The organism is Kitasatospora sp. NPDC048298 (assembly GCF_043201465.1).
Lineage (GTDB): Bacteria > Actinomycetota > Actinomycetes > Streptomycetales > Streptomycetaceae > Kitasatospora.
This window is the reverse complement of the sequence record NZ_JBICYZ010000058.1, coordinates 17,271-43,366: the sequence shown is the minus strand read 5'-3', so window position 1 is coordinate 43,366 and position 26,096 is coordinate 17,271. Positions and strand designations below refer to the sequence as shown.

Genomic DNA, 26,096 nt, shown 5'->3' with positions numbered 1-26,096 from the left:
ACGGACGCCGGGCCTACTGGCCGCGGTACATCTCCGCCACCAGGAACGCCAGGTCCAGCGACTGGCTGCGGTTGAGGCGCGGGTCGCAGGCCGTCTCGTAGCGCTGGTGCAGGTCGTCCACCATGACCTCGTCGCCGCCGCCGACGCACTCGGTGACGTCGTCGCCGGTCAGCTCCACGTGGATGCCGCCCGGGTGGGTGCCGAGCGCGCGGTGCACCTCGAAGAAGCCCTTGACCTCGTCCAGGACGTCGTCGAAGCGGCGGGTCTTGTGCCCGCTGGAGGCCTCGAAGGTGTTGCCGTGCATCGGGTCGCAGATCCACACCGGCTTGGCGCCGGAGGCGGTGACCTTCTCCACCAGGGTGGGCAGGTGGTCGCGGATCTTGCCCGCGCCCATCCGGGTGATGAAGGTCAGGCGGCCGGGCTCGCGCTCCGGGTCCAGCTTCTCGATCAGGGCGAGCGCGTCGTCCACCGAGGTGGTCGGGCCGAGCTTGACGCCGATCGGGTTGCGGATCTTGGAGGCGAACTCGATGTGCGCGTGGTCCAGCTGCCGGGTGCGCTCGCCGATCCACACCATGTGGCCGGAGACGTCGTACAGCTCGCCGGTGCGCGAGTCCACGCGGGTCAGCGCGGTCTCGTAGTCGAGGACCAGCGCCTCGTGCGAGGAGAAGAACTCGACCGCCTTGAACTCCTCCGGCACCACGCCACAGGCGCTCATGAACGCCAGGGCGTTGTCGATCTCCCGGGCGAGCTGCTCGTAGCGCTGGCCGGCCGGCGAGTTGCGGACGAAGTCCTGGTTCCAGGCGTGCACCTGGCGCAGGTCCGCGTAACCACCGGTGGTGAACGCGCGCACCAGGTTGAGCGTCGCGGCGGACGCGTTGTACATCCGCTTCAGGCGCTCCGGGTCCGGGATGCGGGACTCGGGGGTGAACTCGAAGCCGTTCACCGAGTCGCCGCGGTAGACCGGCAGGGTCACACCGTCGCGGGTCTCGGTCGACTTGGAGCGCGGCTTGGAGTACTGGCCGGCGATGCGGCCGACCTTCACCACCGGCACCGAGGCCGCGTACGTCAGCACGGCGGCCATCTGCAGCAGGGTCTTCAGTTTGTTGCGGATGTGCTCCGCCGAGACACCGTCGAAGGCCTCGGCGCAGTCACCGCCCTGGAGGAGGAAGGCCTCCCCGCGCGCCACGGCTCCGAGCCGGGCGCGCAGCTGGTCGCACTCGCCGGCGAAGACGAGCGGCGGATACGAGGCGAGCTCGGCAAGGGTCTTGCGCAGAGCCTCTTGGTCCGGCCATTCAGGCTGCTGCGCCGCGGGCAGGGACTGCCAGGAGTGGGCAGCCCTCGAAGTGTCAGTCGTAGCGGTCACACCGCAAGGCTACGTGGTGACAGGAGTGACTTGTGACTATTGCCCGAAGGATGAGACACATCTCGGACAAACGCGTGATCCCCCTCACCCGTCCTGGCGTATCCGCTAGTCTCGAACCATGCACGCGCCCCACACCCACTCCTGGTGGTGGGCCTCCCCCAAGGGTGGCCCACAGACGACGCGTTCCTAGACGAACACGACGGCCGCCCCTCGGGGCGGCCGTCGGCGTCTGAGCAGACGGCCCTCCGGGAGCGGACCTTGCACCGCCTCTCAGCCAGTCCACCCGGAAGGATGCCGTTCCCGTGACCACCGCCGTCGACCTGCTCTCCCGCCTCACCGGCCCCGACGCCCCCGCGTTCGCCCTGCTGCACCGCCGCACCCCCCGGCTCAGCCCGGACACCGTCGAGGTGCTGATCGGCACCGTCGACAGCTACGAGCGCCTCGCCGACCTGCCCGTACGCAGCGGCGCGCCGACCGGCGGCGGCCCGGTGCACGACCTGCTGGCGCTCGTCCCGTACCGCCAGATCCGCGAGCGCGGCTTCGAGGCGCACGACGACGGCACCCCGCTGCAGGCCCTCTCGGTGACCGAGCAGCACACCCTCCCGTTGGCCGAATTCACCCACGCCCTGCCGAACTTGCCGGTCTCACTTGCCGGTGGCGGGTTCGACGTGGACGACGACGCGTACGCGTCGATCGTCCGCCGGGTGATCCGCGACGAGATCGGCAACGGCGAGGGCGCCAACTTCGTGATCCGGCGCGACTTCCACGCGACGCTGGAGGACTTCGGGCCCGAGCTCGCGCTGACGCTCTTCCGCCGGCTGCTGGAGCAGGAGCGCGGCGCGTACTGGACCTTCCTGGTGCACACCGGCGGTCGGGTGCTGGTCGGCGCGTCCCCCGAGGTGCACGTCCGGCAGAGCGGCGGCACCGTCGTGATGAACCCGATCTCCGGCACCTACCGCTATCCCACCGGCGGCTCCGACCTCGACTCGCTGCTCCGCTTCCTGCACGACCCCAAGGAGCTGGAGGAGCTCACCATGGTCGTGGACGAGGAGCTCAAGATGATGTGCACGGTCGGCGACCTCGGCGGCCAGGTGCTCGGGCCCCGGCTCAAGGAGATGGCCCACCTCGCCCACACCGAGTACGAGCTGCGCGGGCGCACCTCGATGGACGTCCGCGAGGTGCTCCGCGAGACGATGTTCGCCGCGACCGTCACGGGCAGCCCGGTCGAGAACGCCACCCGCGTGATCAGGCGCTACGAGCCCACCGGGCGCGGCTACTACTCCGGCGCGCTCGCCCTGATCGGCCGCTCCGCCAGCGGCGGGCAGCTGCTGGACTCGCCGATCTGCATCCGCACCGCCGACATCGACCCGGCCACCGGCCGGCTGGTCGTCCGGGTCGGCGCCACCCTGGTCCGCCACTCCGTCCCGGAGTCCGAGGTCGCCGAGACCCACGCCAAGGCCGCCGGGGTGCTCACCGCGATCGGCGCCCGGCCCGCGCCCACCCGGCTCCCCCACCCGGTCGGGCCCCGGCTCGCCGACGACCACCGGGTGCAGGCCGCCCTGGACGCCCGCCGGGCCGACCTCGCGCCGTTCTGGCTGCGGATGCAGCAGCCGGCCGAGATCACCGAGGCCGAGCCGACCCTGGTCGTGGACGGCGAGGACACCTTCACCTCGATGCTCTCCCACCTGCTCGGCTCGCTCGGCCACCGGGTGACCGTGGCCCGGTACGACGAGCCGGGGCTGCGCGAGCGGGTCGCCGCGCACCGGGGCGCGCTGGTGCTCGGCCCCGGCCCGGGCGACCCGGCGCTCGCGGACGACCCCAAGATGGCGGTGCTGCGGCCGATCGTCGCGGACGCGCTGGCCGCCGTCCGCTCCGGCGCCCGCACCGCGCCGCTGCTCGCGGTCTGCCTGAGCCACCAGCTGCTGGCCGCCGAGCTCGGGCTCGCGCTGGGCCGCAAGGCCGTCCCGTACCAGGGGGCGCAGGAGCGCATCGACCTGTTCGGCAGCAAGCGCACGGTCGGCTTCTACAACACCTTCACCGCGCGCTGCTCGGAGGCCGACGCGGCGCGGCTCGCCGCCGAGGGCGTCGAGGTCTCCCGGGACGCCCTCACCGGCGACGTGCACGCGCTGCGCGGGCACGGCTTCGCGGGGCTGCAGTTCCACCCGGAGTCGGTACTCACCCGCGACGGGGTCGACATCGTGGCGGGCCTGCTGCGCGAGGCGACGGCCGCACTGCGCTGAGCCGACGGGCGTGGCCGGGGGCGGATCCCCCGGCCACGCCCGGGCCAGGCGCCCCGGCCACCCTTCGGCCGGTCCTCAGATCTCGTCGTCCAGGCCCTGCTCGATGGCGTACCGGACCAGCTCCACCCGGTTGTGCAGCTGCAGCTTCCCGAGCGTGTTCTGCACGTGGTTCTGCACCGTCCGGTGCGACAGCACCAGCCGGTCGGCGATCTGCCGGTAGGACAGCCCCTTGGCCACCAGCCGCAGCACCTCCGTCTCCCGGGCGGTCAGCTGCGGGGCGGCCGGCGCCGAGGCCGGGGCCGGCTCGGCCGCCAGCCGGCGGAACTCGCCGAGCACCAGGCCGGCCAGGCCCGGGGTGAACACCGCGTCGCCGACGGCCGTACGGCGCACCGCGTCCAGCAGTTCCTCCCGCCCGGCCGACTTCACCAGGTAGCCGGTCGCGCCGGACTTCACCGCCTCCAGCACGTCCTGGTGCTCGCCGCTGGCCGACAGCACCAGCACCCGGACCGCCGGGTCGTGCGCGACCACCTGGCGGCACACCTCGGCGCCGGGCAGGCCGGGCAGGTTGAGGTCCAGCACGACCACCTGCGGCGTGCAGGCGCGGGCGCGGCGGACGGCCTCCTCGCCGTCGCCCGCGGTGGCCACCACGTCCAGCCCGGCCTCGGCGAGGTCGCGCGAGACGGCGTCCCGCCACATCGGGTGGTCGTCCACCACCATCACCCGCACCGGCCGGTCGGCGGTCGGCTGATCGGTCATCGGCTGGTCGGTCATCGGGTGGCCTTCCTCGGGACGCGCAGTTCGACCTCGACGCCCTCCCCGGGCGCCGAGTACAGCTCGGCCGTGCCGCCGAGGTCCAGCAGCCGGCCGCGGATGGACTGGGAGACGCCGAGCCGGCCGGCCCGCTCCGCCTCGCCGAGCCGCCCGGGGGCGTACCCGGGGCCGTCGTCCCGGATGCCGACCGTGACGGCCTGCGGCTCGTCCTCGACCAGGATCCAGGCCCGCGCCCGCTCCCCCGCGTGCTTGCGCACGTTGTCGACGGCGGCGCCGACCGCCGCCGCGAGCTCGCCCGCCGCCCGGCCGGGCAGCAGCACCGGGGTGCCGGGGGCGGAGAGGGTGATCCGCTCGTCCGCGTACGGGCGCAGCAGCGCGGTGAGGTCGCACGGCGCGTCCGGGTCCGCCGGCCCGGCGGCGTCGGCCAGCGGCGAGCGCTGGGCCGGCAGCGGACCGCCCGTCATCAGGGCCCGCAGCGCGCGCTCCTGTTCGCCTGCCAGCCGGCCGAGCTCGGCGAAGCCCGCGCCGGGGCCCGGTCCGCCGCCCGGCTCCGTGGCGCGGCGCTGGACCAGGGCGAGCACCTGGAGCACGCCGTCGTGGATGTCCCGGGACAGCCGCTCGCGCTCCCGGGTGGCCGCCTCGACCTGGAGCGCCCGGGTGAGGGTGGCCTCGCTGGCCCGGGCCAGCTCGATCACGTAGCCGATCGCGCAGCCGGCCACCATCAGCAGCACGATGTTGTGGATGTTGTCGCCGGTCGGACCGCCGTGGCCGAGGATGTTGGCGACGCCGATCACCGAGCCCGAGGCCGCCGCCGGGCGCCAGCCGCCCTTCGCGGCGAAGCCGAGCACCGTGCCGGCCGCCCAGATGGTCGGCAGGGTGGGCGCGCCGTGGCTGATCCTGGCCGGGGAGTCGGTCATCCCGCTCATCACGATGCCGGTGACGGCGAGGGTGAGGTCGGTGCCCAGGACGTACCAGGTGCAGCGCTGCGGGTTGCCGAAGGCCCGGGTGCTGGCCAGGGTCCACAGGGTCAGCGCGCCGAGGAAGATCCAGCCGGCCACCGGGTGCAGGAAGTGCAGGTACGAGTTGAAGTACCGCAGCAGGGCGTAGCACAGGGCCAGCACCCGGAAGTAGGAGATCGCCCGCCACAGCGGGAGTTCGACGGACATGCCGCCGGCCGCCACCGTGCCGCCGACCGCGCCGGCTCTGCCGCCGTCGTCCGTCATCCGCCCCCGCCCCTCCCCTGGGACCGTCCGGGTGGCACCGCGGCCACCCGGACGCCTGCTCCGGCTACTCCGACTTCTCCGAGCCGCCCGCCTCGGCGGCCTTCTCGGCCTTCTCCGCCTTCTCGGCCTCGGCGGCCTCCGCCTTCTCCGCCTTGGCGGCGGCCCGGCGCTCGGCGTCGGCCTTCTTCTTCTCCTCGGAGATCTGCCGCTTGGCGGCGGTCGCGTAGATGTCCACGTACTCCTGGCCGGACAGCCGCATGATCTCGTACATCACCTCGTCCGTCACCGAACGGAGGATGAAGCGGTCGTTCTCCATGCCGTGGTAGCGGGAGAAGTCCAGCGGGCGGCCGATCCGGATGCCGGGACGGATACCGAAGTTGGGGACGACCTGGCCGGGCGGCTGCACCTTCTCGGTGTCGATCATGGCGACCGGGATCACCGGGGCGCCGGTGGCCAGCGCGACGCGGGCCAGACCGCCGACCTTGCCGCGGTACAGCTTGCCGTCGGGCGAACGGGTGCCCTCCGGGTAGACGCCGAACAGCTCGCCGCGGTCCAGCACGGCGATGGCGCTGCGGATCGCGGCCTCACCGGCGCCGCGCACGCCCGAGCGGTCCACCGGCAGCTGGCCGACGCCCTTGAAGAACGCGGCGGTCAGCCGGCCCTTGAGGCCCGGGGTGTTGAAGTACTCGGCCTTCGCGATGAAGGTGACCCGACGCCTGATCAGCGCGGGGAAGAAGAACGAGTCCGAGAAGGACAGGTGGTTGCTCGCGATGATCGCCGCACCCTCGACGGGGATGTTCTCCTCGCCCTCGATCCAGGGCCGGAAGAAGATCCGAAGCAATGGCGCGACGATCATCTTCATCAGTCGGTAGAACAACCCGGGCCTCCTGTTATGCGGACCGGTCGATCCTAATGCCCCGCGGCCGTCCGCCGCGCCCGGCCCCGCCGGAGGGCCGGTGCTCGGGCCCGCCCGTAGGGGGTGTACGACCCGGCGCGGCGCGTGGGACGATGCGGTTCCGCAGCACCTCCCCTCCAGCGTCCCTCCCCCAGCGCCACCCGCCCGCGAAGGAGTCCGCCATGCCGTTGCTGCCCGGTGCCGAGCCGTACCGCCACCGTGGCGGACCGGTGGGAGTACTGCTCTGCCACGGCTTCACCGGGTCGCCGCAGTCGCTGCGGCCGTGGGCCGAGGAGCTGGCGGCGGCCGGCCACACCGTCTCGCTGCCGCTGCTGCCCGGGCACGGGACCCGCTGGCAGGACATGCAGGTCACCCGCTGGGAGGACTGGTACGCGGAGGTCGAGCGCGAGCTGCTGGCGCTCGCCGAGGAGTGCGAGCAGGTCTTCGTCTGCGCGCTGTCGATGGGCGGCGGGCTGGCGCTGCGGCTCGCGGCGCTGCACGGGCCGACCGTCTCCGGCCTGGTGCTGGTCAACCCGTCGGTGCGCTCGGACACCCCCGCGAGTGTGCTGCTGCCGGTGCTGCGCCACCTGGTCCCCAGCCTGCCCGGGGTCGCGGGCGACATCGCCCGGGCGGGCGCGGCCGAGGTCGGCTACGACCGCACCCCGCTGCACGCCGCCTGGTCGCTGAGCCGGCTGTGGCGGGAGGTCCAGGGGCTGCTGCCGGAGGTGACCCAGCCGGTGCTGCTCTTCCACAGCCCGCAGGACCACGTCGTCTCGCCGGCCAACTCCGAACTGGTACTGGCCCGGATATCCTCGACGGACGTGGCGGAGCGGCTGTGCCAACGCAGCTTCCACGTCGCGACGCTGGACCACGACGCGGCGGAAATATTCGCGGCCAGCCAGGACTTCATCCGACGGCTGGCTCCCGCGCACGCGGCGGGCGTCATCCGGGTTGAATCCGACGACCACCATGGCTGAAGGGCCGGAAGTGCACGAGAGCAGCACGGCGGGCGGCGGGGACGAGACTCCCCGCGAGGACGGCGCGACCAAGGACGGCGGGACGAACGCCGCTGCCCCGGGCGGTGTGCCGGCGGACCGTACCGGAGCGGACGGCGGCTCCCCGACGCCCCCGCCCGCCCGGGACGCCGTCAAGGACGCCACCGAGGGCTCCGCGCAGGACGCCACCGAGCCCCCCGCGACCCCCGCCGAGCGCCGTCCGCGCCGCGCGCCCGAGCGCAGTCAGGCCGAGCAGGACGAGATCTTCGCCGCGCTGGTCGCCCAGTTCGACGACCCGGTCGACCTCAACAACCCGAACTGGCCCGAGATCGAGAACCTCCGGGCGCAGAACGAGCTCAAGGGCGGCTACCAGGACGGCGGCCGCGGCGACCAGGACGACCTCTCCGACCTCGCCCCCAAGCCCCGCCCCCGCTCCGGCCGGCCGGTGATGCCGGCGGGCGGCGCGGGTCCTCGGGACTTCGAGCTGGCCGAGGAGACCGACGAGGGCCACTTCGTCCCGCCGGAGCCCCCGCCGCTGCCGACCGCCGACGTGACGGCCAAGTTCGCCTGGCTGGCGGTGCTCGGCGGCCCTGCCCTGCTGCTGGTCGACGCGGTGGTCTGGCGGGAGATCTCCGGCTGGCCCGCCTGGGTCGGGATCACCGCCTTCCTCGGCGGCTTCGTCACCCTGGTCGCGCGGATGAAGGACCGGGACGAGGACGAGCCGGAGGACCCGGACCACGGCGCGGTCGTCTAGCTGTTCGGGACGATCGGCAGTTCGAGGACGGCGAGCACCGGCAGGTGGTCGGTCGCGGCCCGCAGGTCCGCCTCGGTGACGCCGGGCAGCCCGTGCGGCACCCCGCAGCCGAGGACGGTGATCCCGGACGTGGCGAAGACGGCGTCGATTCGCTGATAGGGGCGCTCCGGTACAGAGGTGAACTCGCCTCCCCAGGGCGCGGTCGGGTACCCGTCCTGGAGCCGGGAAGCCAGCAGCCGCCAGCCCGGCCCGTCCGGGTGCTCGTTGAAGTCCCCTGCCACGACGCCGAGTTCGGCGATGCCGAGCTGGTCGAGCAGCAGCTCGAACTGCCCGTGGCGCTCCTCCTGGTCCAGGCTGAGGTGGCAGCTGGTGACGGTGAACGGCGCCGTGCCGGGCAGTCGCAGCAGCGCGCCGGCGAAGCCCCTGGCGTGCAGGCCGCGGGTCTTGGGCAGCAGCCGGTCGTGCACCTCCAGCAGTTCCACCGCGCCGGGCCGGGCGAGCAGCAGCGGACCGGCGGCGGTGCGGCCGCCGCCGGCCAGCACGGCCGTCCCGGTGCTCCGGGCCAGCCAGGCGGCCTGGCCCTCGGGCCGCCAGTAGCGCGGGGCCTCCTGGACGCAGACCAGGTCCGGCTCGCAGGCCCTGATCACCCGGGCCAGCGCCCGCCGGTCGTCGCGCAGCGAGCGGATGTTGTAGCTGAGCAGACGCAGCCGGCCCGGGCCGGGCGGCGGCAGCGGTGCGGGCCTCGCGGCGGCCTCGGCCGCGGGGGCGTCCGCGCTCGGGCCGGCGTTCTCGGTCGAGGCGTTCGTGGTCGCGGCGCTCATGGTCCTCCCCTGGGCGGTCACCGGATCGATCCGACCGTACGCGGCCGGGCCGGGACGTGCGACGGCGGCGGTGCGTCCGGGATCGGTCGGGGCCCGGTCGCACCGCCGCCGGCGGGCTCGAGGAGTTCTCCCCCGCGGCCGAAGGCGCAAGGGGGAGGCCGCGGTTACGGGACGCGGGCGAGGTCCGCCGCGCCGACGATGCCGGCGGCGGAGCCCATCGAGGCCAGCACGACCTCGGCGCGCGGGCGGTGCACCCCGCCGGTCAGGTAGTGCTCGAAGGCCTTGGCGACCGGGTCGAGCAGCAGTCGGCCGGAGTCGGAGACGCCGCCGCCGAGCACGAAGACGCCCGGGTCGAACAGCGCGGCGAGGTCGGCCATGCCGCGGCCCAGCCAGTCGGCCAGCTCGGCGTAGCACTCCAGGGCGAGCGGGTCGCCCTCCTCGGCGGCCTGGGTGATGTGGATGCCGCGGATGGTCTCGGCCACGCCGTCGTTGAGCTCCAGCATCCGGTGGCCGCGCTGCGGGTCGGCGGCCGTCTTCTCCCGGCCGTAGCGGCGCAGCGCGCGCCCGGAGCCGTACTGCTCCCAGCAGCCCTTGCCGCCGCAGCCGCAGAGCAGGCCGTCGGGGACCATGTTGAGGTGGCCGATCTCGCCGGCCACGCCGAAGCGGCCGCGGTGCAGCCGGCTGTCCAGGACGATGCCGCCGCCGATGCCGGTGCCGACGGTGATCAGCACCATGTCGCGGTGGTCGGCGGCCGCGCCGAAGCGGAACTCGGCCCAGGCCGCGCAGTTGGCGTCGTTCTCGACGACGGTGGACAGGCCGGTGAGCTCCTCGATCCGCCCGCGCAGCGGCTCGTTCTCCCAGTCGATGTTGGGGGCGAAGATCACCGTGGAACGGTTGCTGTCGACGAAGCCGGGGGCTCCGACACCCACCGCCGTGACGTCGGGGTGCTCCTCCTTGAGCTCGCGCACCGCCTGCGCGATGGCGTCGACCGCCCACTGCGGATCGGCCGGGGTGGGCACCCTCGTCCGGGCCAGGATCGCGCCCGCGTCGTCGACCACGCCTGCCGCGATCTTGGTCCCGCCGACATCGACGCCGATGGTCAGAGCCATGTGTCCCTCAGCTATTCACTCGTTCCGCTGGACGGAACGCTACCGCCCAACCCGGCCCCCGTATACAGCCTCGCATACATTATCCGAAGACAATCTTGGGGAAACCGGGCCGCGAAGCTTCAAAAGTCGTATCTAATCTCCTCCTTCGTGACGTATGAGAGCAGCGCGATCACCCTCCGAAAGTTACGGTTTCACTGCTTGGCGGACGGCCCGTCAGCCTCGTCAAAGCCGGCGCCACGGCCGGCACCACGGTCCGCGCCGGGGGCGGCGTCGGAGTCGGCGTCGAGGTCGATCTTCTCGGTCGGCGCGCCCGGCCCGGCGGTCCAGCGGCTCTCGTGCCCGGCCACGGCGGCGCGGTAGGCGGCCAGCAGTTCGGAGCCCGCGGCGGCGAGCCCGGTGCCGGCGGCGGCGAGGTGGGAGTAGACCTCCGGCTGCTGGGTGCGCAGCCGGTCGGCCAGCCCGGAGAGGGTGATCAGGGTGGTGGCGCTCGCCTCCTGGGCCTTCTCGCCAAGCGCCCCGGCGAACCGGCGCACCTCGTCCACCAGCGGGCCCAGCTCCGGCCCGAACGGGTGCCCCTGGCCGCCGTCCCCGCCGTCCCCGCCGTCCTGCCCGCCGCCGGCCTCGGTGCGGTCGTCGCCGGGCTCGGTGCGGTCGTCGCCGGGCTCGGTGCGGTCGTCGCCGGGCTCGGTGCGGTCGTCGGTGCTGGTCATCGCGGGCGCCTCCTCAGCCGTGGCCGCACCCCGCGGCCCTCCGGCCCGACGCTACCCGACCGGCCGGGCGGCCCGAAAAGCCGCCGAACGCCCGCCGGACGCCCGCCGAGGGCCGCGTCGAACGCCCGCCGCCCCCGGCCGAGCCCCCGTCAGCCCCGGGGCCAGAGCGCCGGGTCGGGCGCGAACCGCACCGAGAGCACTCCCTCCTGCAGCCCCGCCCCGGCCACCGTGCAGCGGCGCAGCGCGGACGGCAGGGTGAGCACCCGGCGGTGGGTGCCGAGTCCGACCACCAGTTCGTCGCCCCGGCGGACCAGGTCCAGCTCGGAGCGGTCGGCGCCGGGCAGGTCGAGGTGCCAGACCAGCAGGCCCTCCTCGGCGAGCCGGTCCTCGACCGGCCAGGGCTCGGGCGCGAGCCGCTCGGGCCCGTCCGCGTCCCCGTAGAGCCGGTCGGCGACGTCCTCCAGAGTGGCCTCGGCCAGGCCGGTGACCAGCACCGGGGCGTCGGTCTCGGCGGCGAGCCCGGTCAGCTCCTCCTGCCGGCGGCGGGCCAGGGCGGCCAGCCAGGGGTCGGGTGAGGCGGCGGCGGCCTCGGGCAGCGCGCCGTGCACCACCACGGCGTCCGGCCGGTGCCCGTGCAGCGCGAGCCCGGCCCTGATCCGGCGCAGCTCCCGGTACGGGTGGCCGTCGGCCGGGACGACCAGCCGGACACTGGTGCCGGGGTCGGTGATCGCGGCACGGGACTCGGCGAGGGCCGCGGCGGCCTTGGTGCGCCCCTCGTACAGCCAGTCGGCGGGCATCGGGACGCCGGCCAGCCCGGCCAGCAGCGGGCGCAGGGCCCGGGCGGCCTGGCGCTGCTCGGGGACGAGCCGGTCGAGGTAGCGGGCGAGTTGCTCGGGCAGGGCGAGGGTGGCGATCAGTTCGGCGGGCGGCGGGGCGAGCACCACCAGGACGTCCTGGTCGGCGGCGGGCAGGGCACGCAGCAGGGCGAGCCGGGCGATGCCGGGGAGGGCGGTGAGCTCCTCGGGGTCGAGCTGTTCGGCGCCGAGCAGGTCGAGGGCGGGCTTGAGCCGGCCGGTGAGCTCGCCGACGGCGTAGCGGAAGGCGGCCTGCTCGTCGATCCGGGAGACGGTCAGGCCCGGGGCGTACAGCAGCGGTTCGGGCTCCAGCCGGGTGCCGAGGGCGGAGTCCAGGGCGCGGTGCGGGTCGTCGGCGGCCAGCAGCCAGGTGCGGTGGCCGCGCCGGGCTGCGTGCAGTGCGGTGGCGGCGGCCACCGTGGGCGCGTCGGCGTCGCCGCTGACCAGGATGGTGCGTGTCGCCGTCATGCCGTCCTCCCCCCGTTCGGTGGTGTCAGCTCTGGGCGGGCTTCTTGCCGTCGGTGTCCTCGACGCGCTTCTTCAGGCCGGCCAGGGCACGGTCGATGATGACCTTCTCGGCCTTGCGCTTGATCATGCCGAGCATCGGGATCTTGACGTCCACGGCGAGCTGGTAGGTCACCTCGGTGCGGCCGCCGGCCAGCGGGGCGAGGGTGTAGGAGCCGTCCAGCGAGCGGAGCATCTGGCTACGGACGAGGGTCCAGGAGACCTCGCGGTCGCCGTCCCAGGTGTAGGCGAGGACGTGCTCGTCGCGGATGGCGCCGGCGTCGAGCAGCAGCCGGACCTCGGCGGCGCGGCCGTCCTCACCGGTCTTCAGGACCTCGATCTCCTTGACCTCGCCGGTCCAGGCCGGGTAGGCGGCGAAGTCGGCGATCACGGCCATGACCGTGGCCGGGGTCGCGTCGATGGTGATGCTCGACCTGGTGTGCTCCGCCATGGAATGGCCCTCCGCCTCGTCCCTCTGCCTGCCGGTCCGGCCGGGGCGCGCTCGGCCCGGTCCGCCCGGAGCAGGCTATCGCGACCGGTGCGCGGCCCGGCGGCGCGGGCCTCGCTCCGCGGGCGGCCGTGGCACGGGCGGGCGCCTTGCGGGCGGTCATGTTACCGGTGGGTCGGGCCGCGCTGCCGTAGGGTGCCATTCGAACGACCCGGTCACGGCCTGGTCGGACCCGGCCGGGTGTGACACTTCGAACACCGGGGCCGACCCCTCTGGTCGAAGCTGCCTACCGGGCAGTAACGTCCTGCCGTCCCGCAGCGTCGCGAACGAGGAGCAGTCTTGCTCGACTTCAGCCTTCCGGCCCTCTACCAGGTACCGAGCGGCGGCAACCTCGCCGACCCGGTGCACCGGAACGCCGAGGAGCACCCGGACGTCGCCGTGCTCAGCCGCAAGGTGGACGGCCACTGGCAGGAGTTGACGTCGGTCCAGTTCCTGGCCGAGGTGCACGCCGCCGCGAAGGGCCTGATCGCCGCGGGCGTCCGGCCGGGCGACCGGGTGGGCATCATGTCCCGCACCCGGTACGAGTGGACGCTGCTGGACTTCGCGATCTGGACGGCCGGCGCGGTCACCGTGCCGGTGTACGAGACCTCCTCCCCCGAGCAGGTCGAGTGGATCCTCGGCGACTCGGGCGCCGTCGCCGTGATCACCGAGACCGCCCAGCACGTCGCGGTGGTCGGCGAGGTCCGCGACCGGCTGCCGGAGCTGAAGCACACCTGGCAGATCGAGGGCGGGGCACTCGCCGCGCTGGCCGCCGCCGGGCAGGACGTCCCGGACTCGACGGTCCACGAGCGCCGCCGGATCGCCGGCCCCGACGACGTCGCCACCATCGTCTACACCTCGGGCACCACCGGCCGCCCGAAGGGCTGTCAGCTGACGCACGGCAACTTCCTGGCCGAGTGCGGCAACGTCGTCGAGCGCCTGACCCCGCTGTTCCGCACCGGCGAGAGCTCCGTCCTGCTCTTCCTGCCGCTGGCCCACGTGCTCGCCCGGATCGCCGAGATCGCCCCGGCGATGGCCCCGATCAAGCTCGGCCACGTCTCCGACATCCGGGACGTCACCGCCGAGCTGGCCGCCTTCAGGCCGACCCTGATCCTGGGCGTGCCCAGGGTGTTCGAGAAGGTCTACAACACCGCCCGCGCCAAGGCCCAGGCCGACGGCAAGGGCAAGATCTTCGACAAGGCCGCCGACACCGCGATCGCCTACAGCCGGGCGCTGGACGCCGGCGGCGCCGGTCTGGTCCTGCGGCTCAAGCACGCGGTCTTCGACAAGCTGGTCTACAGCAAGCTGCGCGCCGCCCTCGGCGGCCGGGCCACCCACGCCATCTCCGGCGGCGCCCCGCTCGGCGAGCGCCTGGGCCACTTCTACCGCGGCATCGGCTTCACCGTCCTGGAGGGCTACGGCCTGACGGAGACCTGCGCGGCCACCGCCTTCAACCCGTGGGACAGGCCGAAGATCGGTACGGTCGGCCAGCCGGTGCCCGGCTCCTCCGTCCGGATCGCCGAGGACGGCGAGGTCCTCCTCAAGGGCCCGCACGTCTCCACCGGCTACTGGAACAACCCGCAGGCCACCGCCGACGCCTTCAAGGACGGCTGGTTCTCCACCGGCGACCTCGGCTCGCTGGACTCCGACGGCTACCTGACCATCACCGGCCGCAAGAAGGAGATCATCGTCACGGCCGGCGGCAAGAACGTCGCCCCGGCCGTGATCGAGGACCGGATCCGCGGCCACGCCCTGGTCGGCGAGGTCATGGTGGTCGGCGACCGCAAGCCGTTCGTCGCCTGCCTGATCACCGTCGACCCGGACTTCTTCCCGAAGTGGAAGGAGCTCAACGGCAAGCCCGCCGGCGCCACCGTCGCCGACCTCGCCGAGGACCCGGACCTGCTGGCCGCCCTCCAGGCCGCGGTGGACGACGGCAACGCGGCCGTGTCGCACGCCGAGGCGGTCAAGAAGTTCCGCCTGCTGGACACCGAGTTCTCCGAGGAGAGCGGCCACCTGACGCCCTCGCTGAAGCTCAAGCGCAACGCCGTGCTGAAGGACTTCGCGGCCGACGTCGAGGCGCTCTACCGGAAGTAGCCGCCGGCGCCGTACGGGCCCCGCCTCTCCAGGAAGGAGGCGGGGCCCGTACGCGTCGTCACCCGGCCAGCAGCGAGGTCAGCCGCCCGGCCAGCAGGTCCCAGCGCCAGGAGCGCTCCACCCAGCGCCGCCCGGCCTCGCCCATCCGCCGCCGCAGCTCCTCGTCGCGCAGCAGCCGCACGATCCGCTCGGCCGCCGCCGAGGCCGAGCCGCCGGGCACCACGTACCCGGTCTCGCCTTCCAGTACCGCGTCCGGCGCCCCTCCGGAGTCCCCCGCGACCACCGGCAGGCCGGTCGCCGACGCCTCCAGGTAGACGATGCCCAGGCCCTCGACGTCCAGGCCCCCGCGCCGGGTCCGGCAGGGCATCGCGAAGACGTCCCCGGCACCGTAGTGGGCCGGCAGCTCCTCCCACGGCACCGAGCCGGTGAACCGCACCGAGTCCCGTACGCCGGTGGCGTCCGCGAGCTTCTCCAGGTCCGCCCGGTACGGGCCGCCGCCGACGATCAGCAGCACCGCGTCCGGCACATCGGCGAGGATCTGCGGCATCGCCTCGATCAGGGTGTCCTGGCCCTTGCGCGGCACCAGCCGGGAGACGCAGACCACCACCGGCCGGTCCGCCAGCCCCAGCCGGCGGCGCACCTCGGCGCCCCCGGAGTCCGGGTGGAAGGTCGTCTCGTCCACGCCCGGCGGCAGCTGGACCATCCGGGCCGCGGCCTGCGGCCCGACCGCGGCGGCGATCCTGGAGCGGGTGTACTCGCCCAGGTACGTCAGCACGTCGGTGCCCGCGCCGATCCGCCGCAGCAGCTGCCGGGAGACCGGCAGCTGGGCCCAGGCGGCCTCGTGCCCGTGGGTCATGCCGAGCAGCCGGCCGGCCCCGGCCCGGCGCAGCGTGGGCGCCATCAGCCCGAGCGGGGCGGCGGCACCGAACCAGACCGAGTCGCACTTCTCCGCCCGCAGGATCTCGGCGGCCCGCCGGGTGACCCGCGGTGTGGGAACCATCACCTTCGTCCGGTCCCGGATCACCGGGAACGGCTGCTCCGCGTCGAAGCGGGCCACCTCGCTGCCGTCCCGCCAGGTAGAGGCGTAGACCACCACGCTGCCTGCGGGCTGACGGACGGCCATGTTGTGCACGAACGCCTGGATGCCGCCGGGGCGGGGCGGGAAGTCATTGGTGACGATCAAGGTTCTGTGCATCAGGCCACGGCTCGTTCGGTCGGGGGGTGCGCGGTGTACCGCTGGGTGATCCGTACGATAGGTCAACACCATGACCCGCCGGGAACGGAACCGCACACGGCAACCGTTTGACCCCCGGGTCAGTCCTAGTACCTAGGCCGTCGTCCAGGACGCGGCCCGGGCGTCCGTCGGTACGACGCCTCCGGTGGGGACGTCCGAGACGAACGAGGGAGCGCAGTGGAATTGGCCCCGGCCACCGAGCCCGGTTCTTCGCGCGGCCGCCTCGGCCGCCCGCTCGGGGCGCTCGCCGCGCTCGGTGCCACCTGGGTCGCCACCCGCGCCCTGCTGGTGCTGCTGGCGACGGGCGTGCTGAAGGCGCCCGGCGGCGACGTCACCGCGGACGTCTGGATGATCTACCACGCCTGGTACGGCGTGCTCCAGACCGGCACCTTCCCGTTCGACGACGTGACCTGGCAGTACCCGCCGGGCGCCGCCCTGGTGATCCTGCTGCCGGGCCTGCTGCCCTGGTCGTACCTGGTGTCGTTCTGGGTGATCTGCGGGATCGCCGACGCCGCCGCGGCCGCGCTGCTGGTGCGCACCGGCCTGCGCCGGGGCCGGGCGCTGACCGGCGCCTGGATGTGGGTGGTGGGCGTCCCGCTGCTCGGCCCGATGATCTACAACCGCTTCGACGTCATCGTCACCGCGGTCGCCCTGGCCGGCCTGCTGGCGCTGATCCGCCGCCCGGCGGTGGGCGGACTGCTGCTGGGCCTGGGCGGCATAGTCAAGATCTGGCCGCTGCTCGGCCTGATCGGCACCCCCTCCGGCCGCCGCACCCGCCGCTCCTGGACGCTGGCGGCGGCCACCGCCGTCTCGATCGGCTTCCTGCTGACGGCCGGGATGAACGGCGCCTTCGAGTTCCTGGCGTTCCAGAAGGACCGCGGCATCGAGGTCGAGTCGCTCGGCGCGCTGCCGCTGCACTTCGCCCGGCTCGCCGGCGCCTGGGACGGCAAGGTCACCATGAACTACGGCTCCCCGGAGATGCTCGGGCCGTGGGTCAGCGTGATCAGCAAGGTGATGCTGGCCGGCACCCTGCTGGGCTTCGCCTGGCTGCTGCTGTGGCGCTACACCTCCAAGCGCCGCAGCGCGGCCACCATGTACGACGCGGCGCTGTGCGCGCTGCTGATCTTCGTGGTGACCAGCCGGGTGATCAGCCCGCAGTACCTGGTCTGGCTGGTCGGCGTCGCGGCGGTCTGCCTGACCGTGCGCAACAGCAGCCAGCGGCCGGTGGCGCTGCTGATCCTGATCGCCTGCCCGCTCACCCTGGTCGAGTTCCCGACCGTGTTCACCCAGGTCCTGGCCAGCGAGCCGATGGCGGTCGCCGTACTGGCCGCGCGCAACCTGCTGCTGCTGGCCGCGGCCGTGCTCTCCTGCGTCCGGCTCTGGCGCTCCACCCGCGGCGAGGCGCCGCTGCCGCCCACCGTGGTGCTGGACCGCGAGGCCGCCGCGCTGCCGGCCGCCGGCTACCCGGTGCGCCCGGGCATCGCCTACGAGCAGGACCTGCTGGACGGCATCGACCACCCGGGCGCCCCGGCCCGGCAGCACCGCTGAGCCGAGCACCGGTCAGCCCTTCAGCGCCGCCACCTGCTCCAGCCAGAGCCGGGTGAACTCCGCCAGCCCGACGCCCAGCTCGCGGCGCATCAGCCGGTCCGTCCGGCGCTCCCGGTCCTCGCCCTGCCCGTCGGCCGCGCCGACGGCCCGGTAGAAGGCGACCAGCCGCTGCGGCCCGTGGGTGCGGGCGATCAGCTCGCAGGCCAGCCAGGACTGCTCGTAGGCCTGGGCGATGCCCTCCGCCCCGGCGGCGAAGTCCCGGTCGGCGGGCAGCGCGGCGGGCAGCCTCCCGGCGGCGACGTCCCTGGCCAGCTCTGGGGCGATCTGCTGCGGGCCGCGGCCCGAATCGCGGTAGGCCGTCCAGTCGGCGACGCCCTCGGAGAGCCACAGCGGGGTCCAGGCCCGGGTGTCGGCCCTGGTGGCGACATGGGTGGCCTCGTGGGTGATCACCACCTGGCGGCCGAAGTCGCTGAGCCGCCCGTACGCCTCCGGGTTGACCAGCACCCGGTCCGCCGGGGTGTGCCAGGGCGCTCCGGGGGCGGCCACGGTGACCGCCGCCATGCCCGTCCAGCCGTCCGGGTCGCCCTCCAGCAGCCGGGCGAACCGCTCCTCGGTGGCGGGCCGCTCCAGCAGCAGCTGCTGCGGCCAGGCGCCGCCCCAGACCTCGGTGACGGCGGGCACCGCCCGGTCCGCCACCGCGACCAGCTCGGCCGGGTCGGGGCCGGCGACCGGCCCGAGCACCAGGCAGTGCGCGCCCGGCGCCGACCGCAGCGGCCCGAAGTCCCAGGGCGCGGGCGGACCGCCCGCGCCCTCCTCGCGCTCCACCCGCCAGCCGTCCCCGGCCGGGACCAGCTCGATCCGACGCGGGTACACCACCGGGTACTCGTCGTACCCGGCGATCCGCACCGTCAGGTCGGCGGCCGCGGTCAGCCGTTCCGGCCCGCCGGAGGCGGCGAGCACCACGTTGCGGTACGCCGCCTCGGCCACCGGCAGCCCGGCCCACGGCGGTGCCGACCGGGCCCGCTCCGCCAGGGCGGCGGCCACCTCGCCGTACCGGTCCGCCGAGCGCGCCGCGGGCGGCGCCGCCGGGGCGGCCGGGGGCAGCGACAGCTGGGCCAGCCCGCCGGCCGCGAGCAGCAGCGCGCCCCGCCGGGACAGCGCGCGGCGGGGGCGGGGTATCCCGGCGGGGTCTGCGGGGTCGGCGGAGCCGGGCGTCGGGGCGTTCAGAGCCGGACCACCCCGGAGACCGGCATGGCGGTGACGCTCTCGTAGCGGACCTTGGCGCCCGGGCGGGGGGCGTGCACGATCACGCCGCCGCCGGCGTACATGCCGACGTGGTGCATGTCCCGGTAGAAGATCACCAGGTCTCCCGGTCGCGCTTCGGACAGGCTGATCCGCTGCCCGGCGTACGCCTGGGCCTGCGAGGTGCGCGGCAGGGTCACTCCGGCCTGCCGCCAGCTGTAGTACATCAGACCGGAGCAGTCGAAGGCGTGCGGTCCGGTGGCCCCGTAGACGTACGGGGAGCCGATCATCCGCACCGCGGCGGCCAGCGCGGCCGCCCCGCGCTCGGAGGCGGGCGGGGCGGTGCCGAGGTCCAGCCGGTCGGTGCCCCGGGTGGCGCGCTGCTCGGCGTCCCGGGCGTCCTGGGCCGTCATCCGGGCCCGCTCGGCGGCGCCCAGACCGTTCAGCAGCTTCTGTGCCCCGGCGAGCCGCTGCTGGATCTGCTGCTTGGTGTCGGCGAGCGTGCGGCGGGTCTGGTCCAGTTCGGCGAGCTTGCCGGCCGCCTCGGTGCGGCGCTGGTCGAGCCGGCGCTGCCTGGTGACCAGCTCGTGCAGGGTCTCCTGCTGGCGCGCGGCGGCCTGGCCCAGGGTGCGGGCGCGGACCAGGTAGCCCTCCGGGTCGGGCGAGAGGAACAGCTGGGCGGTCTGGGCCATCCCGCCGCCGCGGTACTCGGCCCCGGCCACCGTCGCCAGGTCGCCGCGCAGCTCGTTGAGCTGGTCCTGGGCGATGGCGATCTCGCCCTGGAGGATCGTGGTCTCGCCCTGGAGCCGCCGCTGGGCCTCCTGCGCCGCGTTGGCCTTCTCGGAGGCCTGCTCGGCCTCGTCGTACAGCTGCTCGACCTGCGTCCTGACGTCCTGACGGTCGCCCGGGTCCGGGCTGTCCGGCGCGGCCTGGGCGCGGCCTCCGGCGGCCACGCCCAGCGCGGTGGCGGCGGCCGCGGTCAGCACCAGCGCCCGGGTGAGCAGTTGGGAACGGCGGTGCACGGGCATGGCGGCAGCGGCTCCAATCCTGCGGCGCGGCCCCGCCGCCGCACCGGGACGGGCGGCCGTCGAGCGGGAGTCCGGTGGCAGACGTTAGCGAGTCCGGGCAAGCGAGTCCAAACCCCTCCCAACCCGAATATTCGACCCCTAATCGGACATCAGCTCGATCCGCCGGAAAAGCCGCAGGCCCGGCCTTCCCTGGGGAAGGCCGGGCCCGGAGGCGTCCGAGCGGGGATCAGACCCGCACGATGGAGGCCAGCGGCATGTTGCCGACCGCCTCGTAGCGCACCGACGCACCCGGCTTGGGAGCGTGCAGCACCTGGCCGTTGCCGGCGTAGATGCCGACGTGGTGAGCGTCGCTGTAGAAGATCAGCAGGTCGCCGGGCTGGGCCTGGGAGATGTCCGAGCCGATCCGGGTGCCGGCCCCGGCCTGCGCCTGCGAGGTGCGCGGCAGCGACACCCCGGCCTGGTTGAACGCCCAGACCATCAGGCCGGAGCAGTCGAAGGAGCCCGGGCCGGTGGCGCCCCAGACGTACGGGCTGCCGACCTTGGACGCGGCGTACGAGAGGGCGGCGGCACCGCGCGAGCTGCCCGCGGCCACCTTCACCGGAGCGGCGGTCGAGCCGGTCGCCAGGTTGCCGCGGCTGTTGTCGCGCGAGGCGCGGTCGGCCTGCTGCTGCTGCGCCTGGGCGGCGTCGGCCTTGGCCTTGGCGTCGGCCGCGGCCTTCTCCTCGGCCTGGCGCAGCGCCTGGCGGTCCTGCTCGGTCAGGGTGTTGAGCAGGTCCTGGGCCGCCTTCAGCTTGCCCTGGACCTCGTCCTTGGAGGCCTTCAGCTGCTGGGTGGTCGACTCCAGCTCGGCGAGCTTGCCCTGGGCCTCGTTGCGGTCCTGGTCGAGCTTGCGCTGCTGCTCCTGGAGCTCCTTCAGCTGACCCTTCTGGGTGCTGCCGGCCTGGTTCAGCGTGCCGGCCTGGCTGAGGAAGTTGTCCGGGCTGGAGGAGAACATCAGCTGGACGGTCGGGGATATGCCCCCGTTGCGGTACTGCTCGCCGGCGATCTCGGCGAGGCCGCCCTGGAGCTCGGTGACCTGGGCCTGCTGACGGGCCACCTGGTCCTGCAGGCCGGAGACCTGCTTCTCCAGCTCCTGCTGCTTGGCCTGGGCGGCGTTGTAGTTCTCGGTCGCGACCTCGGCCTGCTCGTTGAGCTGGTCGACCTGCCCCTTGACCTGTTCCTTGGTCGGCTGCGGGTCCGCGTGGGCACCCTGCGCGGAGAGGACGACGGCCGCCGCGGCGACACCCGTCAGGATCGAGACGCGGGCGCGACCGGCGGGCTTGGGACGACGATGGGACGCCACGAAGGCGGACTCCTTCTTCCTACATCCGCCTACCGGGTGAGCTGACGGGTTCGGGCCGGAAGCATGCCCTACGACGCCTCACGGCCGTTCCACCGGCCGACCTGGCGCCGATTCACCCCGGAGGAACGTGGTTCCCCGGCTCCGCTCCGCAGCGCCCCCGAATACTGGGCTCCCCTGTCGGGCAGTCGCTTCGACCTGCCCCGCTGCCTCGCGAACTCGGCGGTAACCACCGCCGCCACCCTGGCTGGGCGATCGACAGTGCGGTGGTTCGGAGCATGACCCTAGTAACTGAACCGTGATCCGTTCAAATCCTTGTCAGAAAAAAGACAGAAGATTACCCAAGTTCTTTTGTGAAAATGACCGATGGTGACCACAGGCACACACAAGGCTGATCGGTTCTCAGCATGTGGTCAGGAAAGGGCGGGAAAGCCGAACGCCACCCCCACGGCGAGGGTGGCGCTTTTCACAGGCCCCCGAGGAGCCCCGCGGGCGTGTCGGGCCGTCAGACCCGGCGGATGGTGTTGATCGGCATCGCGTCGGCCTTCATCACCTTCACCACGTCACCGGTGTGCGGCGCGTGGACCACCATGCCGTTGCCGATGTACATCCCGACGTGGTGCATGTCGGAGCCGTAGATCACCAGGTCGCCGGGCTGGGCCTGGTCCAGCGAGGGCACCCGGGTGCCGTAGTGGCCCTGCTCCTGCGAGGTGCGCGGCAGCGAGACGCCCGCCTGCCCGTACGACCAGACCATCAGGCCCGAGCAGTCGAAGGTGGTCGAGCCGGTTGCGCCCCACACGTACGGCGAGCCCTGCTTGCTCATCGCCTTGGCCATCGCCACGGCCGCGTAGCCGCTGGCCGGCGGCAGGCTGCCGAGGTCGACCCGCTCGCTGCCGCGCGAGGCGCGGTCGTCCTGCGCCTGCTGGGCCTTCAGCGCGGCGCGGTCGGCGGCGCTGAGCGAGTTCAGCAGGTCCTGGGCGGCCTTCAGCTTGGTGTTGACGTCCGCCTTGGCCTGGTTGAGGTCCTTGGTGGTGGTGTCCAGCGAGGCGAGCACGGCGGCCGCCTCGGCCTTCTCCTGGTCCAGCCGGCGCTGCTGCTCCAGCAGCCCCTTGAGCGCCTCGGCCTGGCTGGTGCTGGCCTGCTGGACGGTCGAGGCCTTCTCCAGGTAGCCGGACGGGTCGGAGGAGAGCATCAGCTGGACGGACGGGTCGATGCCGCCGGAGCGGTACTGATCCCCCGCCACCTCGGCCAGGCCGCCCTGGAGCTGGGTCATCTGCTCCTGGCTGCGGGCCACCTGGTCCTGCAGCTGGTCGGCCTGCTTGCGCAGCTGGTCGGCCCGCTCCTTGGCGCCGTTGTACTTCTCCGCCGCCTGCTCCTGCTCCTCCTGGAGCTGGTCGATCTGCGCCTTGACGTCCGCCTTGTTCGGCTGCGGCGCGGCGTGCGCGGCCACCTGGGCGGAGAGGGCGACCGCGGTCGCAGCGGCAGCGGTGAGCACGGAGATCCGCGCGCGGCTCGGCTGCTTGGGACGGCGGTGGGAGGCCAAGGGACCGGCTCCTTCTTCCAGCGGACTCACCTGATGGGATGAGATTCCCGAAAATAGGTTTGACGCCAGACCCTAGTGAAGATCTATCCGTTTTGCCACTCCCCCGATGGCATGAACTCGGCCACCCCACACTGACTCCACAGCCCCCTCACAAAGCCCCGGGACCACCCCTGACCAGGAATCACCCGGAATCGGCCGAGGTCAGGGCCGGGCCAGCCGGTTCAACAGCAGCACCGACGCCACGGGGCGCGCGCCCGCCTTCCGCACGCCCTCCGCGACCTCCCGGTCGGTGGACACCACCACCACCGGACGGCCCTGCGGCTCGGCCCGCACCAGACGGCGGATCAGCTCGTCGGCCGTCTCCCCGGTCCGACTGAACCGCACCCGGACCCCGCGCGGTGGCGCCATGATCACCGGGACGTCCAGGTCCTGCCCGTCGAACACGCAGGTGACCTCCGCCTGGGTGCGCTGGGCCAGCATCGCCAGCCCGCCCAGCAGCCGGATCCGCTGCTGCTCCAGCGGCAGCGCCGGATAGCCGGTCTTGGTCACGTTGTAGCCGTCCACCACCAGGTGCACCTGGGGGATCGCCAGCAGCTGGTCCAGCAGCGCCGGATCGTCCTCGGCCAGCCCGCGCCGGGCCACGTCGTGCGGCGAGGCCGCCCCCGGCACCACCGCCTCCACCAGGTCCGCCGGGCGGATCTGGGAGACCGGCAGCGCCAGCTCCCGCTGCAGACCCTGGGCCGACTGCAGCACGGTGTCCAGCAGCAGCCGCAGCCGCATGTCCTCGACGCTGCGCCCCTCGCGGGCCGACCGGCGGCCCTGCTCGGCCGCGGTCTCCAGTTCGGAGAGCCGGTGCCGGAGCCTGCGTGCCTCGGTCTCGACAGCGCCGCGCTCGGCCGCGGCCTGCGCCTTCAGGGCCTCCAGCTCACCGCTCACCCGGCGGGTCTCGGCCTGCGCCCGGCGGGTGTCGCTCTCCAGCGACCGCACCTTCTTGCGCAGCGACTCGGCCTCCTTGCGGACACCGTCGGACTCGGCCCGCTGCCGGTCCAGGTCCGCCCGGGCGGCGGCCCGCACCTCGGCCAGCTCGGCCTGCAGCTTCTCCACCAGCCGGGCCGCCTCCGCGGCCGCGTCCTCGGCACCGGCCCGCTCGGCCTCCTCGCCGGCCTCGGCCACCAGCCGGCTCCAGCCCGCCGAACGCACCAGGTAGGCGGCGGCCGCGACGTCCATCGGATCGGCGGCGCTCGGGACGGTGCCGGACTCCAGCGCCCTCACCAGGTCCGGCTGCCCGAGGCGCAGCCGCTCAGCTATCCGTACCCGGAAGGCCGGCTCCGCCTCCAGCGCCGCCGCCAGCGCCGTGGCCGCGTACTTGGCCCGCCGCACCGGGGTGAACTTGACGTACTGGCGCAGGCTCTGCGGGAGCTCGGCCGGCGGCAGCCCGCCGAGCGCGTCCGAGGCCAGCCCGACCACGCGCCGGCGCACCCCCTCGGGCAGCGGCCGGTCGAGCTTCTCGGCCACGCGCTCCGCCGCGGGCTCGGAGGAGTCGTCCGCCGTCCCGGCCGCCTCGGCCTGGGCCTCGGCCGCAGCGGGCTGAAGCCCCTGGGCTTCGCCGGGCTCCTTCGCTGCGTCCACCACGTCCTCGGCTCCGATCCTGGTCCAGCGGGGTACGGCCGCGGCCGCCCCTGTCGTCACGCTCCGTGCGTCTTGTTCTGTATTGTCCCGTGCGGCGCGGGCGGGTGCTCCGCGCACCCGCCCGCCGCGGCGGCGGGGGTCAGCCCTGCTCGGCGGGGGCCTGCTCCCCTTCGGCACCCGGGCGGGCCACCAGCTCGACCTGGTCCACCGCGTTGCACCAGCGGCAGCGCACCGACTCGATCGTCTCGCTGAGCACCTCGGTCTCCTCGACCTTGGACTCGCCGGCCAGGTCGAAGTGCAGGAACTCGGTCACCCGCGCGGTGCGGGTCACGTCGAAGCGGGTGAGGTTGCCGCACAGGGTGCAGCGCCAGCGCGTCTCGGCGGTCAGGGCGGGGACGGTCATCGGGGGTCCTCTCGGGTGGTCCCTGCGTGGGCTAGGCGCTCCCCCCGGAGCCCCGGCATCGGCGGCGGGAGGCGGGAATGCCCGCCCCAAGCCTATTGCCTGGGGCAACCACCGCGGCCACCGGTCGTCTGAACTCCCCGGCTAGTCCACCTGCCGTAAACCACCGTGTCACCTGCGGTGCCCGGAGGGATGCTTGGCCGCATGGCGCTCGCGGTCCCCGACCACACCGCCGCCCTGGGCGGCCGCCCGGTGGTGCCCGTCCCGGTGGTCAGCTACGCCCTGATCGCCCTCAACACCCTGGTCTTCCTGCTCGGCCCCGCCGCCGGGCTCAACCCGCTGTACGGCACCGGCCAGGCCCGGGTCTGCTCGGAGCAGCGGTACGAGCAGCGCTGGGGCGCCGTCCCGGCCGAGGTGCTGGCCGGACGGCCGCTGACCGCCGAGCAGCTGGCCGAGGCCCCCGACCCGGCCCCCGGCTGCCCGGCCGCCCCGACCCCGGGCAAGCACCCGGCCCTGTCCGTCCTCACCGGGCTGTTCCTGCACGCCGGCTGGCTGCACCTGCTGGGCAACCTGCTCTTCCTCCAGGTCTTCGGCCCCACCGTGGAACGGCGGCTGGGCCGGGCCCGGTACGCCCTCTTCTACCTGGCCGCCGGCAGCCTGACCACGTACGGCTTCGCGCTCGCCGAGGCGCACTCGCCGAACTCCACCCGGGTGCTCATCGGGGCCTCCGGGGCGATCGCGGCCGTCCTCGGCGCCTATCTGCGCCTCCACCCCCGGGCCCGGGTGACCACCCTCGTCCCGCTGCTCCTCTTCCTGCCGCTGCGCTTCCCCGCCTGGCTGGTGCTCGGCCTCTGGTTCGCCCTGCAGTGGTGGTCGGTGCACTCGGCCGGCCCCGGGGTGGCCTACCTGGTCCACGTGATCGGCTTCTCGGCCGGGTTCCTCTACGCCTGCACCGTGGTCCGCCACCCCCCGCGACGACCGGGCCGACGCCCGATACGCTGGCGGCACCCCACAAAGGAGCCCGAACTGTGATCACCGCCATCGTCCTGATCAAGACCAGTGTCGACCGCATCCCGGAGATCGCCGAGTCCATCGCCGCCATCGAGGGTGTCAGCGAGGTCTACTCGGTGACCGGCGGCTACAACCTGGTGGCGATGGTGCGGGTGCGCCGGCACGACGACCTGGCCGAGGTCATCCCGGGCCGGCTCAACAAGGTCCCGGGCGTGGCCCACACCGAGACCCAGATCGCCTTCCGCACCTACTCCCAGCACGACCTGGAGGCCGCCTTCGCCCTCGGCCTGGACGAGTAGCGG

At 74.0% G+C, this 26,096-nt stretch carries 23 protein-coding genes and 1 riboswitch; of the genes, 7 read left to right on the top strand and 16 right to left on the bottom strand.

Features of this window, described 5'->3' with window-relative positions; all coding sequences use genetic code 11:
• Positions 1 to 13: 13 nt before the first annotated feature.
• A complete protein-coding gene (locus ACGF0D_RS32665) occupies positions 14 to 1,363 on the bottom strand; it encodes a class II 3-deoxy-7-phosphoheptulonate synthase (RefSeq protein ID WP_392869372.1) in 1,350 nt (449 codons plus the stop codon).
• A 302-nt stretch (positions 1,364 to 1,665) separates the two neighbouring features.
• Here ACGF0D_RS32665 and ACGF0D_RS32660 point away from each other — a divergent pair, with 302 nt between their 5' ends.
• Positions 1,666 to 3,603: an anthranilate synthase family protein gene (locus ACGF0D_RS32660; protein ID WP_392922422.1), complete on the top strand. Its 1,938-nt coding sequence runs from the start codon at positions 1,666 to 1,668 to the stop codon at positions 3,601 to 3,603.
• A 75-nt stretch (positions 3,604 to 3,678) separates the two neighbouring features.
• Here the strand turns inward: ACGF0D_RS32660 and ACGF0D_RS32655 are convergent, their stop codons facing one another.
• The 3 genes from ACGF0D_RS32655 to ACGF0D_RS32645 form a co-directional block, all read right to left on the bottom strand.
• Positions 3,679 to 4,374 (bottom strand): response regulator, encoded by a 696-nt coding sequence (locus tag ACGF0D_RS32655; protein ID WP_392869375.1) that lies wholly within the window; start codon positions 4,372 to 4,374, stop codon positions 3,679 to 3,681.
• Entirely contained in the window at positions 4,371 to 5,597 is a 1,227-nt protein-coding gene (gene macS, locus ACGF0D_RS32650) for a MacS family sensor histidine kinase (protein ID WP_392869377.1), read from the bottom strand. The genes ACGF0D_RS32655 and macS overlap by 4 nt, the downstream gene beginning before the upstream one ends.
• A gap of 64 nt (positions 5,598 to 5,661) precedes the next feature.
• Positions 5,662 to 6,474 carry a lysophospholipid acyltransferase family protein gene (locus ACGF0D_RS32645; RefSeq protein ID WP_392922419.1) on the bottom strand — a complete coding sequence of 271 codons (813 nt, stop codon included), beginning with the start codon at positions 6,472 to 6,474 and terminating at the stop codon, positions 5,662 to 5,664.
• 200 nt (positions 6,475 to 6,674) lie between these two features.
• Here ACGF0D_RS32645 and ACGF0D_RS32640 point away from each other — a divergent pair, with 200 nt between their 5' ends.
• Complete coding sequence (locus ACGF0D_RS32640) at positions 6,675 to 7,469, top strand: alpha/beta hydrolase (RefSeq protein ID WP_392869380.1); 795 nt, start codon at positions 6,675 to 6,677, stop codon at positions 7,467 to 7,469.
• Positions 7,470 to 7,479: 10 nt separating this feature from the next.
• Positions 7,480 to 8,241 (top strand): hypothetical protein, encoded by a 762-nt coding sequence (locus ACGF0D_RS32635; protein WP_392922416.1) that lies wholly within the window; start codon positions 7,480 to 7,482, stop codon positions 8,239 to 8,241.
• Here ACGF0D_RS32635 and ACGF0D_RS32630 read toward each other — a convergent pair.
• The 5 genes from ACGF0D_RS32630 to ACGF0D_RS32610 all read right to left on the bottom strand — a co-directional run bounded on the left by ACGF0D_RS32630 (position 8,238) and on the right by ACGF0D_RS32610 (position 12,690).
• Positions 8,238 to 9,062 carry an endonuclease/exonuclease/phosphatase family protein gene (locus tag ACGF0D_RS32630; RefSeq protein WP_392922414.1) on the bottom strand — a complete coding sequence of 275 codons (825 nt, stop codon included), beginning with the start codon at positions 9,060 to 9,062 and terminating at the stop codon, positions 8,238 to 8,240. The two genes, ACGF0D_RS32635 and ACGF0D_RS32630, sit on opposite strands and share 4 nt — an antisense overlap.
• Before the next feature lie 164 nt (positions 9,063 to 9,226).
• On the bottom strand, positions 9,227 to 10,171 hold the full coding sequence (locus ACGF0D_RS32625) for an ROK family glucokinase (RefSeq protein ID WP_392869385.1): 945 nt from the start codon (positions 10,169 to 10,171) through the stop codon (positions 9,227 to 9,229).
• Between the two features lie 191 nt (positions 10,172 to 10,362).
• Positions 10,363 to 10,881: a DUF5304 family protein gene (locus ACGF0D_RS32620; protein ID WP_392922411.1), complete on the bottom strand. Its 519-nt coding sequence runs from the start codon at positions 10,879 to 10,881 to the stop codon at positions 10,363 to 10,365.
• Positions 10,882 to 11,030: 149 nt separating this feature from the next.
• Positions 11,031 to 12,203 (bottom strand): ArsA family ATPase, encoded by a 1,173-nt coding sequence (locus ACGF0D_RS32615; protein ID WP_392922408.1) that lies wholly within the window; start codon positions 12,201 to 12,203, stop codon positions 11,031 to 11,033.
• 25 nt (positions 12,204 to 12,228) lie between these two features.
• Positions 12,229 to 12,690 carry an SRPBCC family protein gene (locus ACGF0D_RS32610; protein ID WP_392869390.1) on the bottom strand — a complete coding sequence of 154 codons (462 nt, stop codon included), beginning with the start codon at positions 12,688 to 12,690 and terminating at the stop codon, positions 12,229 to 12,231.
• A 336-nt stretch (positions 12,691 to 13,026) separates the two neighbouring features.
• On the opposite strand from ACGF0D_RS32610, the gene ACGF0D_RS32605 reads away from it, so the two are divergent.
• Positions 13,027 to 14,820 carry an AMP-dependent synthetase/ligase gene (locus tag ACGF0D_RS32605; protein WP_392922406.1) on the top strand — a complete coding sequence of 598 codons (1,794 nt, stop codon included), beginning with the start codon at positions 13,027 to 13,029 and terminating at the stop codon, positions 14,818 to 14,820.
• 58 nt (positions 14,821 to 14,878) lie between these two features.
• Here ACGF0D_RS32605 and ACGF0D_RS32600 read toward each other — a convergent pair whose 3' ends face one another.
• Positions 14,879 to 16,015, bottom strand: coding sequence for a glycosyltransferase family 4 protein (locus tag ACGF0D_RS32600; protein ID WP_392869394.1), 1,137 nt, complete (start codon positions 16,013 to 16,015; stop codon positions 14,879 to 14,881).
• A gap of 216 nt (positions 16,016 to 16,231) precedes the next feature.
• Between ACGF0D_RS32600 and ACGF0D_RS32595 the strand changes: the two genes are divergently transcribed.
• The gene (locus tag ACGF0D_RS32595) at positions 16,232 to 17,602 is read left to right on the top strand and encodes a glycosyltransferase 87 family protein (protein WP_392922404.1); all 1,371 of its coding nucleotides are present in this window, start codon (positions 16,232 to 16,234) and stop codon (positions 17,600 to 17,602) included.
• A gap of 12 nt (positions 17,603 to 17,614) precedes the next feature.
• Here ACGF0D_RS32595 and ACGF0D_RS32590 read toward each other — a convergent pair whose 3' ends face one another.
• The 6 genes from ACGF0D_RS32590 to ACGF0D_RS32565 all read right to left on the bottom strand — a co-directional run bounded on the left by ACGF0D_RS32590 (position 17,615) and on the right by ACGF0D_RS32565 (position 24,786).
• On the bottom strand, positions 17,615 to 18,646 hold the full coding sequence (locus tag ACGF0D_RS32590; RefSeq protein WP_392922402.1) for a hypothetical protein: 1,032 nt from the start codon (positions 18,644 to 18,646) through the stop codon (positions 17,615 to 17,617).
• 179 nt (positions 18,647 to 18,825) lie between these two features.
• On the bottom strand, positions 18,826 to 19,872 hold the full coding sequence (locus ACGF0D_RS32585) for an NlpC/P60 family protein (protein ID WP_392869399.1): 1,047 nt from the start codon (positions 19,870 to 19,872) through the stop codon (positions 18,826 to 18,828).
• 226 nt (positions 19,873 to 20,098) lie between these two features.
• A complete protein-coding gene (locus ACGF0D_RS32580) occupies positions 20,099 to 21,214 on the bottom strand; it encodes an NlpC/P60 family protein (protein WP_392922399.1) in 1,116 nt (371 codons plus the stop codon).
• Positions 21,215 to 21,224: 10 nt separating this feature from the next.
• Positions 21,225 to 21,378: riboswitch (cyclic di-AMP (ydaO/yuaA leader) on the bottom strand.
• A 338-nt stretch (positions 21,379 to 21,716) separates the two neighbouring features.
• The gene (locus tag ACGF0D_RS32575) at positions 21,717 to 22,754 is read right to left on the bottom strand and encodes an NlpC/P60 family protein (protein WP_392869402.1); all 1,038 of its coding nucleotides are present in this window, start codon (positions 22,752 to 22,754) and stop codon (positions 21,717 to 21,719) included.
• Between the two features lie 201 nt (positions 22,755 to 22,955).
• The gene (locus ACGF0D_RS32570) at positions 22,956 to 24,269 is read right to left on the bottom strand and encodes an NYN domain-containing protein (protein ID WP_392922452.1); all 1,314 of its coding nucleotides are present in this window, start codon (positions 24,267 to 24,269) and stop codon (positions 22,956 to 22,958) included.
• A 253-nt stretch (positions 24,270 to 24,522) separates the two neighbouring features.
• Complete coding sequence (locus ACGF0D_RS32565; protein ID WP_360353827.1) at positions 24,523 to 24,786, bottom strand: hypothetical protein; 264 nt, start codon at positions 24,784 to 24,786, stop codon at positions 24,523 to 24,525.
• A 201-nt stretch (positions 24,787 to 24,987) separates the two neighbouring features.
• On the opposite strand from ACGF0D_RS32565, the gene ACGF0D_RS32560 reads away from it, so the two are divergent.
• Both ACGF0D_RS32560 and ACGF0D_RS32555 read left to right on the top strand, forming a co-directional pair.
• On the top strand, positions 24,988 to 25,815 hold the full coding sequence (locus ACGF0D_RS32560; RefSeq protein ID WP_392922396.1) for a rhomboid family intramembrane serine protease: 828 nt from the start codon (positions 24,988 to 24,990) through the stop codon (positions 25,813 to 25,815).
• On the top strand, positions 25,812 to 26,093 hold the full coding sequence (locus ACGF0D_RS32555; RefSeq protein ID WP_224278336.1) for an Lrp/AsnC family transcriptional regulator: 282 nt from the start codon (positions 25,812 to 25,814) through the stop codon (positions 26,091 to 26,093). The genes ACGF0D_RS32560 and ACGF0D_RS32555 overlap by 4 nt, the downstream gene beginning before the upstream one ends.
• The last annotated feature ends 3 nt before the right edge of the window (positions 26,094 to 26,096 follow it).

Bases quoted from the DNA above. Each gene is read 5' to 3' on its own strand.
- ACGF0D_RS32640 (WP_392869380.1), top strand. From the start codon at position 6,675: ATGCCGTTGCTGCCCGGTGCCGAGCCGTACCGCCACCGTGGCGGACCG.
- ACGF0D_RS32565 (WP_360353827.1), bottom strand. From the start codon at position 24,786: ATGACCGTCCCCGCCCTGACCGCCGAGACGCGCTGGCGCTGCACCCTG.
- ACGF0D_RS32615 (WP_392922408.1), bottom strand. From the start codon at position 12,203: ATGACGGCGACACGCACCATCCTGGTCAGCGGCGACGCCGACGCGCCC.
- ACGF0D_RS32625 (WP_392869385.1), bottom strand. From the start codon at position 10,171: ATGGCTCTGACCATCGGCGTCGATGTCGGCGGGACCAAGATCGCGGCA.
- ACGF0D_RS32630 (WP_392922414.1), bottom strand. From the start codon at position 9,062: ATGAGCGCCGCGACCACGAACGCCTCGACCGAGAACGCCGGCCCGAGC.
- macS (WP_392869377.1), bottom strand. From the start codon at position 5,597: ATGACGGACGACGGCGGCAGAGCCGGCGCGGTCGGCGGCACGGTGGCG.
- ACGF0D_RS32585 (WP_392869399.1), bottom strand. From the start codon at position 19,872: ATGCCCGTGCACCGCCGTTCCCAACTGCTCACCCGGGCGCTGGTGCTG.
- ACGF0D_RS32560 (WP_392922396.1), top strand. From the start codon at position 24,988: ATGGCGCTCGCGGTCCCCGACCACACCGCCGCCCTGGGCGGCCGCCCG.
- ACGF0D_RS32600 (WP_392869394.1), bottom strand. From the start codon at position 16,015: ATGCACAGAACCTTGATCGTCACCAATGACTTCCCGCCCCGCCCCGGC.
- ACGF0D_RS32620 (WP_392922411.1), bottom strand. From the start codon at position 10,881: ATGACCAGCACCGACGACCGCACCGAGCCCGGCGACGACCGCACCGAG.
- ACGF0D_RS32610 (WP_392869390.1), bottom strand. From the start codon at position 12,690: ATGGCGGAGCACACCAGGTCGAGCATCACCATCGACGCGACCCCGGCC.
- ACGF0D_RS32655 (WP_392869375.1), bottom strand. From the start codon at position 4,374: ATGACCGACCAGCCGATGACCGATCAGCCGACCGCCGACCGGCCGGTG.